General features: G+C 57.4%; 17 protein-coding genes. All 17 read left to right on the forward strand.

What is annotated here, in order from left to right; translation table 11 throughout:
* Positions 1-121 precede the first annotated feature (121 nt).
* On the forward strand, positions 122-505 hold the full coding sequence (gene cheY / locus N2M06_RS05095; RefSeq protein WP_014293118.1) for a chemotaxis response regulator CheY: 384 nt from the start codon (positions 122-124) through the stop codon (positions 503-505).
* Between the two features lie 10 nt (positions 506-515).
* Positions 516-1274, forward strand: coding sequence for a protein phosphatase CheZ (locus N2M06_RS05100; RefSeq protein WP_026344628.1), 759 nt, complete (start codon positions 516-518; stop codon positions 1272-1274).
* Between the two features lie 9 nt (positions 1275-1283).
* A complete protein-coding gene (locus N2M06_RS05105; RefSeq protein WP_346351823.1) occupies positions 1284-3293 on the forward strand; it encodes a chemotaxis protein CheA in 2010 nt (669 codons plus the stop codon).
* A gap of 28 nt (positions 3294-3321) precedes the next feature.
* Positions 3322-4443, forward strand: a complete 1122-nt coding sequence (locus tag N2M06_RS05110) for a chemotaxis response regulator protein-glutamate methylesterase (protein WP_317074013.1) — start codon at positions 3322-3324, stop codon at positions 4441-4443.
* Position 4444: 1 nt separating this feature from the next.
* A complete protein-coding gene (locus tag N2M06_RS05115; protein WP_019933575.1) occupies positions 4445-5188 on the forward strand; it encodes a flagellar motor protein in 744 nt (247 codons plus the stop codon).
* Positions 5188-6030 carry an OmpA family protein gene (locus tag N2M06_RS05120; protein WP_019933576.1) on the forward strand — a complete coding sequence of 281 codons (843 nt, stop codon included), beginning with the start codon at positions 5188-5190 and terminating at the stop codon, positions 6028-6030. The genes N2M06_RS05115 and N2M06_RS05120 overlap by 1 nt, the downstream gene beginning before the upstream one ends.
* Positions 6027-6809 (forward strand): ParA family protein, encoded by a 783-nt coding sequence (locus N2M06_RS05125; protein WP_019933577.1) that lies wholly within the window; start codon positions 6027-6029, stop codon positions 6807-6809. Before N2M06_RS05120 ends, N2M06_RS05125 begins: the two co-directional genes overlap by 4 nt.
* A complete protein-coding gene (locus N2M06_RS05130; protein WP_346351824.1) occupies positions 6806-7567 on the forward strand; it encodes a chemotaxis protein CheW in 762 nt (253 codons plus the stop codon). Before N2M06_RS05125 ends, N2M06_RS05130 begins: the two co-directional genes overlap by 4 nt.
* Positions 7568-7586: 19 nt before the next feature.
* Complete coding sequence (locus N2M06_RS05135; RefSeq protein WP_019933579.1) at positions 7587-8075, forward strand: chemotaxis protein CheW; 489 nt, start codon at positions 7587-7589, stop codon at positions 8073-8075.
* Positions 8075-8479, forward strand: a complete 405-nt coding sequence (locus N2M06_RS05140; RefSeq protein WP_019933580.1) for a DUF2802 domain-containing protein — start codon at positions 8075-8077, stop codon at positions 8477-8479. The genes N2M06_RS05135 and N2M06_RS05140 overlap by 1 nt, the downstream gene beginning before the upstream one ends.
* A gap of 100 nt (positions 8480-8579) precedes the next feature.
* Positions 8580-9212, forward strand: a complete 633-nt coding sequence (gene ccmA, locus N2M06_RS05145; protein WP_019933581.1) for a cytochrome c biogenesis heme-transporting ATPase CcmA — start codon at positions 8580-8582, stop codon at positions 9210-9212.
* Positions 9212-9877 (forward strand): heme exporter protein CcmB, encoded by a 666-nt coding sequence (gene ccmB / locus N2M06_RS05150; protein WP_211212421.1) that lies wholly within the window; start codon positions 9212-9214, stop codon positions 9875-9877. Before ccmA ends, ccmB begins: the two co-directional genes overlap by 1 nt.
* A gap of 108 nt (positions 9878-9985) precedes the next feature.
* Positions 9986-10732 (forward strand): heme ABC transporter permease, encoded by a 747-nt coding sequence (locus N2M06_RS05155; RefSeq protein WP_026344629.1) that lies wholly within the window; start codon positions 9986-9988, stop codon positions 10730-10732.
* Positions 10722-10928 carry a heme exporter protein CcmD gene (gene ccmD / locus N2M06_RS05160; RefSeq protein ID WP_019933584.1) on the forward strand — a complete coding sequence of 69 codons (207 nt, stop codon included), beginning with the start codon at positions 10722-10724 and terminating at the stop codon, positions 10926-10928. The genes N2M06_RS05155 and ccmD overlap by 11 nt, the downstream gene beginning before the upstream one ends.
* Positions 10925-11419: a cytochrome c maturation protein CcmE gene (gene ccmE / locus N2M06_RS05165; protein WP_026344630.1), complete on the forward strand. Its 495-nt coding sequence runs from the start codon at positions 10925-10927 to the stop codon at positions 11417-11419. The genes ccmD and ccmE overlap by 4 nt, the downstream gene beginning before the upstream one ends.
* On the forward strand, positions 11416-13371 hold the full coding sequence (locus tag N2M06_RS05170; RefSeq protein WP_019933586.1) for a heme lyase CcmF/NrfE family subunit: 1956 nt from the start codon (positions 11416-11418) through the stop codon (positions 13369-13371). The genes ccmE and N2M06_RS05170 overlap by 4 nt, the downstream gene beginning before the upstream one ends.
* Positions 13371-13904: a DsbE family thiol:disulfide interchange protein gene (locus tag N2M06_RS05175; protein WP_019933587.1), complete on the forward strand. Its 534-nt coding sequence runs from the start codon at positions 13371-13373 to the stop codon at positions 13902-13904. Before N2M06_RS05170 ends, N2M06_RS05175 begins: the two co-directional genes overlap by 1 nt.
* Positions 13905-13910: the final 6 nt, after the last annotated feature.

Genomic DNA, 13910 nt, shown 5'->3' on the forward strand with positions numbered 1-13910 from the left:
AGTCAATGTGAAAAAATGTCATATTCCCGTTCAGAAACGGGAGCGATGGCCGACTTGTATTTGAGTAGGTATTTTACACCATGTTCAGTGGCTGCCGAGGCAGCAGAACAGGAGGAATGGGTTGGACAAGAACATGAAAATCCTGATTGTGGATGACTTTTCCACAATGCGCAGGATCATCAAAAATCTGCTCAGAGATCTGGGCTTCAACAACACGCACGAAGCCGACGACGGTCTCACTGCATTACCGATGCTGAAAAACGGCGACTTCGACTTTGTGGTCACCGACTGGAATATGCCGGGCATGCAGGGCATTGACCTGCTCAAAGCCATTCGGGCTGATGACAAGCTCAAGCATCTGCCGGTATTAATGGTTACCGCAGAGGCCAAGCGCGAGCAGATCATTACAGCGGCTCAGGCGGGTGTAAACGGCTATGTGGTAAAACCCTTTACCGCCGGCACTCTCAAAGAAAAACTCGAAAAGGTATTCGAGCGCATCGGATAAAGGTCTTTCCATGACACAAGCACAAGGGTTGATCAACCTGGAACAGGCCCGTCAGCTGGTGGCACTGCTGGAGCAGGGTGACCAGGCCGGTGCCGATCGTTTTATGACTGACGTTTGCATGCCTCATGCCGACGCACTGCTGGAGCAGGTAGGTCAGCTTACCCGTCAGTTGCATGATTCGCTGCAAGAGTTTCGTAACGATCCCCGCCTGCCGGTGCTGGCCGAAACCGACATTCCCGACGCCCGCGAGCGGCTTAATCATGTCATTGACATGACCGACAAGGCCGCCAACCGCACTATGGACGCAGTGGAAGCCAGTCTGCCCATCGCAGACCGGCTCAGCGATCGTATACAGCAGGTAAAACCGGGCTGGCAGGGGCTGATGCAGCGCCAGCTTGAGCTGGGACAGTTCAAGGAGCTGTGTTATCAGCTCGACAACTTTCTGCAAAATTCCGAGCAGGATGCCGAGCAGCTGCGTCAGCTGCTGACCGAAATTCTGATGGCTCAGGACTACCAGGATCTTACCGGCCAGGTGATTCGCCGGGTGATCAAGCTGGTGCAGGAAGTGGAAGCCAAGCTGGTTGAAATTTTGTCGGTGTTTGGCCGCCTTACAGACGAAGCGCCCCGCCTGGAGCAGCAAGAGTCTAACGCTGAAAAGGCACAGAAGGCCATTGAAGCGGAAGGGCCCATCATCAACAAGGAACAACGTGATGACGTGGTCTCGGATCAGGATGAAGTGGACGATCTGCTGTCCAGTCTGGGATTTTAAGGAGCAAGCATGGGCTTTGAGGTAGACGAAGATATTCTGCAGGATTTTCTGGTGGAAGCATCGGAAATTCTGGAACAGCTGTCGGAGCAACTGGTCACCCTGGAGCGTCAGCCCGACGACAAGGACCTGTTAAATGCTATTTTTCGCGGCTTTCACACCGTAAAAGGCGGTGCCGGCTTTTTGTCGCTTACGGCACTGGTAGAGACCTGCCACAAGGCGGAAAACGTCTTTGATATTTTGCGCACCGGTCAGCGTCGTGTTACTTCAGAGCTGATGGACGTGATCTTGCGGGCGCTGGATACCGTAAACGCCATGTTTGCTGAAATTCAGAGCCGTCAGGAGCCCACACCTGCCGATCCGACCTTGCTGGAAGAGCTCAGTTTTTACTGTCAGCCGGAGCAGGAAGATGAAACTGCACCGTCAGCCGAGGCAGCGGCTCCTGCCGGCAACAGCATCGAGTCTCTGAACGAGCAGGAATATCAGCAAATGCTGGGTGAGCTGGCAGCTGAACCTGAGCAGGAACAAGCGACCTCGGGCAGCGACAGCGACGATATTACCGACGACGAATTTGAAGCCCTGCTGGATCAGCTGCATGGTGCCGGCAAGCACGGTGGTGTGCCCGCAGAAACGCCGGCAGCCGACACCGCAGCCGACAAAAATACTGCCGGTGGTGACGACGAGCTGATTGACGATGGCGAATTTGAAGCCCTGCTGGATCAACTCCACGGTGCCGGCAAGGGGCCTACTGCCACGTCAGTACCGGAAAAATCCGTGCCGGCCAGCAGCCAGCCAGCCAAAGCCGCTCCTGACGCCAAACCAGCCGCACCTGCCAAGGCCGCTCCGCCGCCGGCCGACACCACGGTTCGGGTCGACACCAAAACCCTCGACAGCATCATGAACATGGTGGGCGAGCTGGTGCTGGTGCGTAACCGCCTGCTCAGCCTGCAGTCCGGTCACGAAAATGAAGAGATCACCAAAGCGGTGACCAACCTGGATGCGGTCACGGGTGATCTGCAGGGCGCTGTGATGAAAACCCGCATGCAGCCCATCAAAAAGGTATTTGGCCGTTTTCCTCGCGTGGTGCGTGATATTGCCCGCAACATGAAAAAGGAAATTGAGCTTGAGATGGTGGGAGAAGACACGGATCTCGACAAAAACCTGGTAGAAGCCCTGGCCGATCCGCTGGTGCACCTGGTGCGCAACTCCTGTGATCACGGCATCGAGCTGCCGGAAGAGCGCGAAGCCGCCGGCAAGCCCCGCAAGGGCGTGATCCGTCTTACCGCGTCCCAGGAAGGGGATCATATTTTGCTGGGCATCGAAGACGACGGTGCCGGCATGGATCCGGAAAAACTCAAGAACCTGGCCATCAAGCGAGGTATTCTCGACGCCGACGGTGCCGCCCGCATGAGCGACAACGAAGCCTATAACCTGATCTTTGCCCCGGGCTTTTCTACCAAGGTAGAAATCACCGACGTCTCCGGCAGGGGCGTGGGCATGGATGTGGTGAAAACCGGCATCAGCTCGGTAAATGGCTCCATTTTTATCGATTCGGAAAAAGGCAGAGGCACCAAACTGCAGATTAAGGTGCCGCTCACCCTGGCCATTTTGCCTACCCTGATGGTGGTAGTGGGAGAGCAGACCTTTGCTCTGCCGCTGACTAACGTGAACGAAATTTTCCATCTGGATCTCACCAAAACCAGCATGGTGGACGGTCAGCTCACCGTAGTGGTGCGTAACCGGGCCATACCGCTGTTCTATCTGCAGGACTGGTTGCTGCGTGGCGGCAAGCGGGATCGCAAGGCCCATGGTCATGTGGTGATTGTAATGATAGGCAATCAGCAGGTCGGCTTTGTGGTTGACGGCCTTATCGGCCAGGAAGAAGTGGTTATCAAACCGCTCGATCAGCTGTTGCATGGCACGCCGGGCATGGCGGGAGCCACCATTACCAGTGACGGCGGCATTGCCCTTATTCTTGATATTGCAGGCCTGATCAAGGCCTATGCGCGGCGTTACGCCTGACGCACCAACAGGGAGCACGATAACAATAATGACTATTCGGGTTCTGGTAGTTGATGACTCCAGTTTCTTTCGTCGCCGGCTGAGCGAGATCCTGCAACAGGATCCGCTGCTTGAGGTGATAGACACTGCCGCCAATGGTAAAGAGGCCATCGACAAGGCAAAAAGCCTGCGGCCGGATGTGATCACCATGGACATTGAAATGCCGGTGATGGACGGCATTACCGCCGTGCGTGAAATCATGAAAACCACGCCCACGCCGGTGCTGATGTTTTCATCGCTCACTCACGATGGTGCCCGGGCCACCCTGGAAGCCCTTGATGCCGGTGCCATGGATTTTCTGCCAAAACGCTTTGAAGACATAGCCCGCAGCAAGGAAGAAGCTATTTCCCAGCTGCAGCAGCGTGTGCGTGCCATTGCCCGCCGTCGTCCCAGGGCGGCCGTCAGCCGCACCACACCGGTTGCATCTTCCGTTGCACCGCGCACGCCCGTCTCATCCCGTTTCAGTCGTGAACCGGTTGCCGCTCCTGCTGCGTCCGCTCCCCCCGAGCGGCGCAGTCTGCCCCGGCGCAGTGGCAAAAGTTATCAGCTGCTGGCCATCGGCACCTCCACCGGCGGCCCGGTAGCCCTGCAGGCGGTGCTGACCAAGCTGCCCGCCAATTTTCCGCATCCTGTTGTGCTGGTGCAGCATATGCCAGGTACCTTTACCACTGCCTTTGCTGCCCGGCTTGACGGCCTGTGCCAGATTCGGGTGAAAGAGGCCGAAGACGGTGACATGCTGCGTCCGGGCCATGCCTATCTGGCACCCGGTGGCCGGCAAATGATGCTTGAAGGCCGGCCCGGTGCTGCCCGGTTGCGCATTCTCGACGGCAACGACAAGGTTAACTACAAGCCCTGTGTGGATATTACCTTTGCTTCCGCCGCTAATATTTACGGTGGCAAGGTGCTGGCCGTGGTGCTGACCGGTATGGGTGCCGATGGCCGTGACGGCTCGCGTCTGCTGAAAGAGCAGGGGGCCAGCATCTGGGCACAGGATGAAGAAACCTGTGTGGTCTATGGCATGCCTCAGGCGGTAGCCAAAGCGGGCATTGCGACTGAGTCATTGCCGCTGCCGCTGATTGGCGAGGCCATCGTTAACGAAATGGTGGGCTGATATGGCACTGGCCGGTCTGCTGCTTGCGCTGGTCTGCATCGTGCTGGCTCAGTGGTGGCACGGCGGCAGCCTGTCTGTGCTGCTTGATGGTCCGGCATTACTGATTGTGCTGGGCGGCAGCCTGGGTGCCGTCTGGCTGCAAACTCCCTGGTTTCAGTTTTGCGCCGCCTTACATGCCCTGCGCACTGTGCTGGTCCCTCCGCGGTGGCCTTTTCACGATCAATGCGCGCGCCTGCTGCGCTGGTCTCATGAGGCCCGTCAGTCCGGGTTTCTGGCGCTGGAAGGCCGGCTGCATTCCGATACCATCGATGGCTTTACCCGTCAGGGGCTGCAATGGCTGGTAGACGGTACCGAGCCGGCCATGATGGAGCAGCTGCTGGATAACGAGCTGGCCCGTATTGAAGAGCAAAAAGAGCTGGAAGCCGGCGTATTTGAAGCCATGGGCGGTTACAGCCCCACCATTGGCATTATCGGGGCCGTGCTGGGATTGATTCAGGCCATGTCTCATCTGGACGATCCCGCCAGACTGGGCAGCGGTATCGCCGTGGCCTTTGTGGCCACGCTTTATGGCGTGGGGCTGGCCAACCTGCTGCTGTTGCCTCTGGCCAACCGGCTGCGGGCGCTTTACCGGCTGGAGCTGCGCTACCGTGAACTCACCGCCATTGGCCTGCTGGCCATTGCCCGGGGCGAGGGCAGTCTGTCGGTAAGCCGGCAGCTCAATCAGTTTCAGGGAGGCCGGCATTGATGAAGCGCCGCTCTCTGGTATCAAAGCCGCGGGATCAGCACACGGAGCGCTGGCTGGTGTCCTATGCCGATTACATGACCCTGGCCTTTGCCCTGTTTGTGGTGCTCTATGCCGTGCATGCATCCCGCACCGAGCTCCGCCAGCCAGTCATGGAGGGGGTACAGCAGGCGCTGGGGCAACTGGGCTCCCGGCCCGAGCAAACCGGTGCCATGGAGCGTGAGGGCCAGCCGGCCCTGCCGGTGAGTGAACTGCCGGTGGCCAGCAGCAGCGCCAACAGTCTGCATCAGCTGAAACTGGAGCTGGGTAACACGCTTGCTCCGCTGACCGAGCGGCAGCTGGCCGGCATAGAGCAGGGGACGCATGAACTGGTGCTGACCCTGGATGGCAGCCTGCTGTTTGCCCAGGGCAGTGCGCTGCTCAGGGGCAACAGTGACGCGGTATTTTCCGCCCTGATGCCGGTGCTGGGTCAAGATACTCATTTTATTCATGTGCGTGGTTTTACCGACAGCATTGCTGTCAGCAACGAGCTTTATGACTCCAACTGGCAATTGTCCGCAGAGCGGGCCAGAGCCGTGCTGGAGCAGCTGCAGCAAAAGGGCATTGCACCTCAGCGGCTGCGTCTGGAGGCCTATGGCCAATACCGGCCGGCAGAGACTGCACAGCGCCGTGAGGCGGGCAGGGCACCCCAGCGACGGGTAGAAATTGCTATTGCTGCCGAACGCTGGCAGCCACCTTCGCCGCCACCGGCACGGCCGCCGGAGCCGGACCAAAAAGAAGGTATTCAGGTTTATGAGCTGCCGGGAGGCGGCATTCGCATTACCAACGACAGGATAACGCCGTGATAGTCTGGACCGTAGCAAACCAAAAAGGCGGTGTTGGCAAAACCACTTCAGTGGTGGCGCTGGCAGGCCTGCTGGCACAGCATAACAAGCGGGTGCTGCTGATCGACACAGATCCTCATGGCTCGCTTACCGCCTATCTGGATTACAACTCCGATGAACTGCCGGGCACTCTGTTTGATTTGTTTCAGGCCGGTGCCGGCCGGGCTGAATTTGATCGGGTGGCACTGAATACCCGTTTTGATGGCATCACACTGCTGCCGGCTTCCATTTCGCTGGCCACCCTGGAGCGAACCTCCAGCAGCCGGGAAGGTATGGGACTGGTGCTCAAACGGCTGCTGGCTGAAGTAAAAAATGACTTTGATGTGGCCATTATCGACTGTCCGCCGGTGCTGGGCGTGATGATGGTCAATGCCCTGGCCGCCTGTGACCGTATTCTGGTACCGGTGCAAACCGAATTTCTGGCGCTTAAGGGGCTTGAGCGCATGGTCAGCACCTTTAAACTGATGCACAAGGCCCGCAAAGACGGATTTAATTACACAGTGGTGCCAACCATGTATGATCAGCGCACCCGGGCGTCGGTGCAGAGCCTTGACAGTCTGAAAGCGCAATACGGTGACAGAGTCTGGCCGGCTGTGATACCGGTAGACACCAAGTTTCGCGATGCCAGCCTGCGCCATGAGCCACCGTCTTACTTTGCCAAGGGCAGCCGGGGTGTCTATGCCTATCAGACCCTGCTGCGCTTTTTGTGGCGTCTCGACGGAGGAGACCAGCCGTTATGAACCAACGCCAGTTTTCAGCTCTGGATGATTATTTTGATGCGCTGCTGGATGAGCCGGCAGTACGTCTGCAGGTTTCTGCAGAAGCAGCAAACGCTGCTGCCAGACCGGTGGTTTATGTTGATCCAAAAGAAGAAGAGCGCCGCCGTGCACTGGAATCACTGCTGGCGACGGTTGCCGAGCTGAAAGAAGAAGAAGCCGCCAGCGCCGATCCGCAGTCGCGCCAGGCAGAACCGGTTATTGATGTGCCATCACCTGCAGAGATGCCGGTGGTCGCGCCCGAGGTACAGCCGGAGCCGGCCCCCTGGCGCAATATGGACACGGAAGCACAGTTTCAGGCCTTGTTCTTTGAGGTGGCAGGCATGACCTTTGCTGTGCCGCTTACTCATCTGGGTGGCATTTATCAGCTTGACAGGCTTACCAGTCTGTTTGGCAAGCCGGCCTGGTTTGCTGGCATTATGACGGAGCGGGAGCGTCAGCTCAGTGTGGTGGATACGGCGCGCTGGGCCATGCCAGGCCACACTCAGGATGAGCAATATCAATATGTGGTGACCCTGGGCGAAAGTAACTGGGGGCTGTCCTGCCATCAGCTCAAGGGAACGGCTCTGCTCAGCCGTGAGCAGGTAAAGTGGCGCACTACGCCCGGCACGCGGCCCTGGCTGGCAGGTATGGTAAAAGAAAAAATGTGTGCCTTGCTTCATGTTGATGCCTTGATTGCATTACTGGAGCAGGGCAAAAATATAGACGGACAACGGGTCTGAGAGAGATAAGGGTGAGTGTATGAGCAATCATCGTAATGTGGCGGAAAATCTGGCTGAAGGCGAAGTGTTGCAGTGGGTGACCTTTCGGCTTGATAACGAAACCTATGGCATTAACGTTATGCAGGTACAGGAAGTATTGCGCTACAGCGACATTGCTCCGGTACCGGGCGCGCCAGATTATGTGCTGGGTATTATCAACCTGCGCGGCAACGTGGTTACTGTGCTTGATACCCGGCTGCGTTTTGGCCTGCCCAGTGCGGAAGTAACCGACAATACCCGCATTGTGATCATTGAAGCGGAAAAGCAGGTCATTGGTATTCTGGTCGACAGTGTGGCTGAGGTGGTCTATCTCAAGTCGTCGGAAATTGAAACGGCGCCCAATGTGGGTACCAGCGAGAGTGCGCGCTTTATTCAGGGCGTATGTAACCGCGAGAGCGAGCTGCTTATTCTGGTGGATCTCGACAAATTGCTGTCCGATGACGAGTGGGAAGAGCTGAGTCAGCTTTAATGATCAGTGAACTGGCGCTTATTCTGGCGGTACTGGGGCTGGTGATGGCACTGGCCGCCATTGGCCTGGCCTGGATGATGTGGCGGCGCAGCCAGCGCAAGCTGGATGCCATGAGCACCCTGATGCGTGAGCTGGCCCGCAGCCGGGACAGCTACCGCAAACAGCTGGAAGAGCTGCAGACCGCCAATATTGGCATGGGCAAAAAGCTGAACGAACTGGGGCGCTATATAGCGGCGCTGCGCGAGCAGCAGCAGGAGCTGGCATTAAAAGATCCCCAAAGCAAGCTCTACAGCCGCGCCGCGCGAATGGTGCAGCTGGGAGCCGGTATTGAAGAAATCATGGCCGAATGCGAAATGCCCAGAGCCGAAGCTGAACTGCTGCTGTCTTTGCACCGGCAAAAGTAGGCTGGCGATGATAGTCGCTTATCCCTGCAGGCCGTGCTTTACGCGCGGCAAACCATTTCACATTTGGCAAACCATCTTATTAACCACAGAATATTAACTTATGCTTGAAGCCCACGCTCTGACCTGTGTTCGGGAAGAACGAACTCTGTTCAGTGATCTTTCCCTTGCGGTGGCACCTGGTGAGCTGGTGCAGATTGCCGGCCCCAACGGTGCCGGTAAAACCAGTCTGTTGCGGCTGCTGGCAGGCTTATCCCGGCCTTATGAGGGAGCCGTCAGCTGGCAGGGAGAAAACATAGAGCAATGTCGCGACAGCTTTCATCAGAATCTCTTCTATCTGGGCCATCAGGCCGGTATCAAACACGAGCTGTCCGCCTACGAAAACTTGGCTTTTTTTCGCCGCATGCACCACAAGGGCAGCACCGCTAACCTGTGGGAGGTGCTGGCACAGGTGGGGCTGGCGGGGCTGGAAGAGCAATATGCCGGCCAGCTGTCTGCCGGACAAAAGCGGCGGGTGGCACTGGCCCGGCTGTGGCTGGGCGGGCCCCGGCTCTGGATCCTTGACGAGCCCTTTACCGCTATCGACAAACACGGGGTAAAAGTGCTGGAAAGGCTGTTTCTGGAGCACACCGATGCCGGCGGCATGGTGCTGATCACTACCCATCAGGATCTTAACCTTTGCGCCGGCCGCGCTCGTATTCTTCATCTTTCGCCATCCCGCGAGGACGCTCAATGATGCATTCCTTTACCGGCGTGGTGCGCCGGGAGCTGGTCAGTGCGCTGCGCCGGCGCGCTGATATTCTTAATCCGCTGTGGTTTTTTGTGATTGTTATCACGCTTTTCCCTTTAGGCGTGGGGCCCGAGCCTGCGCTGCTGGCGCGTATTGCGCCGGGCATAGTGTGGGTGGCGGCGTTGCTGTCATCCCTGCTGGCGCTGGAGCGGCTGTTTCGGGATGACTATATCGACGGCACCCTGGAACAAATGATGCTGATGCCCTGTCCTTTAGGAGTAGTGGTGCTGGCCAAGGTGCTGGCGCACTGGTTGCTGACCGGGTTACCGCTGTTGCTGCTGTCGCCGCTGATAGCCGTGCTGCTGAGCATGGACATGAACGGCTTTTTCGGCATGTTCTGGACTCTGCTGCTGGGCACGCCCATTCTCAGCCTGCTGGGTGCCATTGGCGTGGCATTAACCGTGGGCATTGGCAAGGGTGGCGTACTGCTGAGTCTGCTGACCCTTCCTTTGTATATTCCGGTGCTGATTTTTGCCACGTCGGCAATAGAAACGGCCGGTCTGGGACTGCCTTACAGTGGCCAGCTGGCCATTCTGGGTGCCATGCTGGCTGGCAGCGTTACTCTGGCACCGTTTGCCATTGCGGCAGCGCTGCGGGTCAGTGTTAATTAGTTTCAATTCAGTCGGGTTTGGCGGTGAAGGGTTTCTAAACAGAGGGAATTTGGGGTATCTTAAGCGCGCCAAAATAACGCATTAGTACAAAAAAGGTCTGTGAGCAAGATGTGGAAATGGTTACACCCCTATGCCAAGTCGGAAACGGCTTATCGTATTGCCGGACTATGGTTGCCCTGGTTCGCCGTATTCAGCGTGGTTTCCTTTGCCATTGGTCTGGTCTGGGGCCTGGCGTTTGCGCCCGCCGATTATCAGCAGGGTGATGCTTTTCGCATCATCTATATTCATGTTCCGGCCGCCATCATGTCGATGGGTGCCTACTCCTCCATGGCCATTGCCGCCTTTATTGGTCTGGTATGGCAAATCAAGGTCGCCAATATGGCGGTATCGGCTATTGCGCCGGTAGGGGCTGTGTTCACCTTTATTGCGCTGTTCACCGGTGCCGCCTGGGGCAAGCCCATGTGGGGCACCTGGTGGGTATGGGATGCCCGCCTGACCTCCGAGCTGATTCTGCTGTTTCTTTATCTGGGTGTCATTGCGCTCTATAACGCCATTTCCGACAAGGTACTGGCCGGTCGTGCCGCCGGCATTCTGGCCCTGGTAGGAGTCATCAACCTGCCCATCATTCACTACTCGGTGGAATGGTGGAACACCCTGCATCAGGGGGCCACCATCACCAAGTTTGCCAAGCCCTCCATTTCCAATGACATGCTCTGGCCGCTGCTTATCATGATTTTTGCCTTTATCTGCTTTTTGGGGGCGGTGACGCTGATGCGCCTGCGCAACGAGCTGATACGGCGTGAATCTCATCGTCCCTGGGTGCTGAACATGGCGGAGAAACACAATGAAATTTGATAGCTGGTCTGCCTTTCTGGCCATGGGCGGTTATGGCTTTTATGTCTGGCTTTCTTTTGCCGTCACTTTGCTGGCCCTGCTGGGGCTGGTAGTGGCCACCATTAACACGAAAAAACGCCTGCTGCGCGAAGTCAGCCAAAAACAGGCCCGGGCCGCCCGCCGTGAGGCTGCCCGCAAGTTGGAGAATACGCTATGAACCCTAGACGTAAAAAACGAATGACACTGCTGCTGGCGGTCGTTGCCGGGTTATCGGTTATGGTAGGTCTGGTACTCTATGCTCTGCAGCAAAATATTGATCTTTTCTATACCCCCACCGAGCTGGTGCAGGGCAAGGGTAAAGATCAGATCAAACCGGAAGTAGGCCAGCGTTTGCGTATTGGTGGTCTGGTGGTGCCGGGTACGGTGAAGCGGGATCAGCAAAGCCTGAACGTCAGCTTTGATCTGGTGGATGCCGGTGGCGAGCAGGTAACGGTACGCTTTGACGGCATTCTGCCGGATCTGTTCCGGGAAGGGCAGGGCATAGTGGCGCAGGGCAATCTGGCAGATGCCCGCACCATAGATGCCTTTGAAGTACTGGCCAAGCACGACGAAGAATACATGCCACCGGAGGTGGCGGAAGCGCTCAAGGGAATGGAGCACTTTAAACCCGAATACACGGAGGCACAGCTGAAGGGCAGTAACCTATGATCCCCGAGCTTGGACAATTCACCCTGGTGCTGGCCCTGGCCAGTGCCCTGGTGCTGAGTATTTATCCCCTGCTGGGGGCATCCCGCGGCAATACTGCCATGATGCTGCTGGCCCGGCCGCTGGCCTATGCCCAGTTTGGCTTTCTGTTTATTTCCTTTCTGTGCCTGACCTGGGCCTTTGTGGAGCACGACTTTACCGTGCTCTATGTGGCCTCCAACTCCAACAGTCTGCTGCCGCTGGCTTACCGCATTTCCGCGGTATGGGGTGCCCATGAAGGCTCACTGCTGCTGTGGGTGCTGATCCTGGCAGGCTGGACTGCTGCGGTAGCCCGTTTCAGCCGGGCGCTGCCACTGGATGCGGTGGCCCGGGTACTGAGCGTGATGGGCATGATCGCCATCGGCTTTCTGCTGTTTGTGCTGTTCACCTCCAACCCTTTTGAGCGCACCCTGCCGTTCTTTCCGGTAGATGGCCGCGATTTGAATCCGCTGCTGCAGGATCCCGGGCTGATTTTCCATCCGCCCATGCTTTATATGGGCTATGTGGGTTTCTCGGTGGCTTTTGCCTTTGCCATTGCCTCTTTAATGACCGGCAAACTGGATGCAGCCTGGGCCCGCTGGTCCCGGCCCTGGACCATGGCCGCCTGGATTTTCCTGACGCTTGGCATTGCGCTCGGCTCCTGGTGGGCCTATTACGAGCTGGGCTGGGGCGGCTGGTGGTTTTGGGACCCGGTAGAAAACGCCTCCTTTATGCCCTGGCTGGCCGGTACGGCGCTGATTCATTCCCTTGCCGTGACCGAAAAACGGGCCAGCTTCAAGGCCTGGACGGTGCTGCTGGCGATCATGGCGTTTTCCCTGAGTCTGCTCGGCACCTTCCTGGTGCGCTCCGGTGTTCTGGTGTCGGTGCATGCCTTTGCCTCCGATCCCACCCGGGGTCTGTTTATTTTGATCTTCCTGCTGCTGGTGGTGGGATCCTCCCTGCTGCTGTATGCCATTAAGGGCGCAGAAGTGCGCAGCCATGGCAAGCACGAGCTGGCCAGCCGGGAAAGCCTGCTGCTGGGCAATAACATTATTCTGATGGCCGGCCTGGTGGTGGTGCTTATCGGTACTCTGCTGCCGCTGGTACATAAAGAGCTGGGTATGGGCAGCATCTCCATTGGTGCTCCCTTCTTTGACAGCCTCTATGCCTGGCTGATTATTCCCTTTGCGCTGCTGCTGGGGGCGGGGCCCTTGTTTCGCTGGCGTCGCCAGCAAATGAAGGAAGTGAACGGCAAGCTGCTGCTGGCGCTGGTGCTCAGTATTGTCACCGGGGTGGCGCTGCCGCTGCTGTTTTCCGCCAGCTTTGAACCCTGGGCTGCCGTGGGGATTGGCCTGGGTGCCTTTATTACCATTACCAGCCTGCAGGAAACCTGGGTGCGGGCCACGCACCGGCATTCGTTCTTTACCGGTGTGCGCAAGCTGGGCAACAGCCACTGGGCCATGATCCTGGGTCACATTGGTCTGGCGGTGACCATTGTTGGCATCAGCTGCACCCAGCTTTACAGCATAGAGCGGGATGTACGCATGGTGCCCGGTGATACCGTCACCTTTGCCGATTACACCTTTACCTTTGACGGCATTCGTGATGCTGACGGCCCCAACTACGAAGGCTTCAAAGGGGTGATCAGTGTGTCCAAAAACGGCAAACCGCTGACCGAGCTGAAAGCCGAAAAACGCATGTATGTGGTGCAACGCATGTCCATGACCGAAGCGGCCATTGATGCCGGCATTACCCGCGATCTGTACGCGGCGCTGGGTGAAGAGCTGGATGACGGTGCCTGGGCGGTGCGGCTTTACTACAAGCCCTTTATACGCTGGATCTGGTTTGGAGCACTGTTGATGTCCATTGGCGGTGTGATTGCCATTATCGACAAGCGCTACCGTTTTGGCCGCAAACAACAAGCCGCGGAGGCCTGATGAACCGTCGTATTCTTATTCTGTCCATTCCGCTGCTGATATTTCTGGGTGCCAGTGTATTTCTGTACAAGGGGTTGTTTTCCGATCCCACCAAACTGGAATCGGTGCTGATTGATCAGCCTATTCCTGAGTTTACTCTGCAGGACTTGCATAACCCCGACAAACAGCATGACAAGTCCATTTTTACCGGCCAGCCCATGCTGCTCAATGTGTGGGCCACCTGGTGTCCTACCTGTTATGCCGAGCACGAATATCTCAACCAGCTCAAGGCCAGTGAGGGCGTGCATATTATTGGCATGAACTACAAGGATGAGCGTGAAAAGGCGCTGCGCTGGCTCAGTAATCTGGGTAACCCCTATGCCATCGATCTGTATGATCCCCGCGGCATGCTGGGTCTGGATCTGGGCGTATACGGCGCGCCTGAAACCTTCCTTATCGACAGCAACGGCGTTATTCGCTACCGCCATGTGGGGGATGTGAACGATCAGGTATGGAAGCAGACCCTCAAGCCTATCTTTGAGCAAATGGAGTAATGTCCA

The organism is Oceanimonas sp. AH20CE76, from assembly GCF_039654065.1.
GTDB classification, from domain to species: Bacteria; Pseudomonadota; Gammaproteobacteria; order Enterobacterales; family Aeromonadaceae; genus Oceanimonas; species Oceanimonas smirnovii.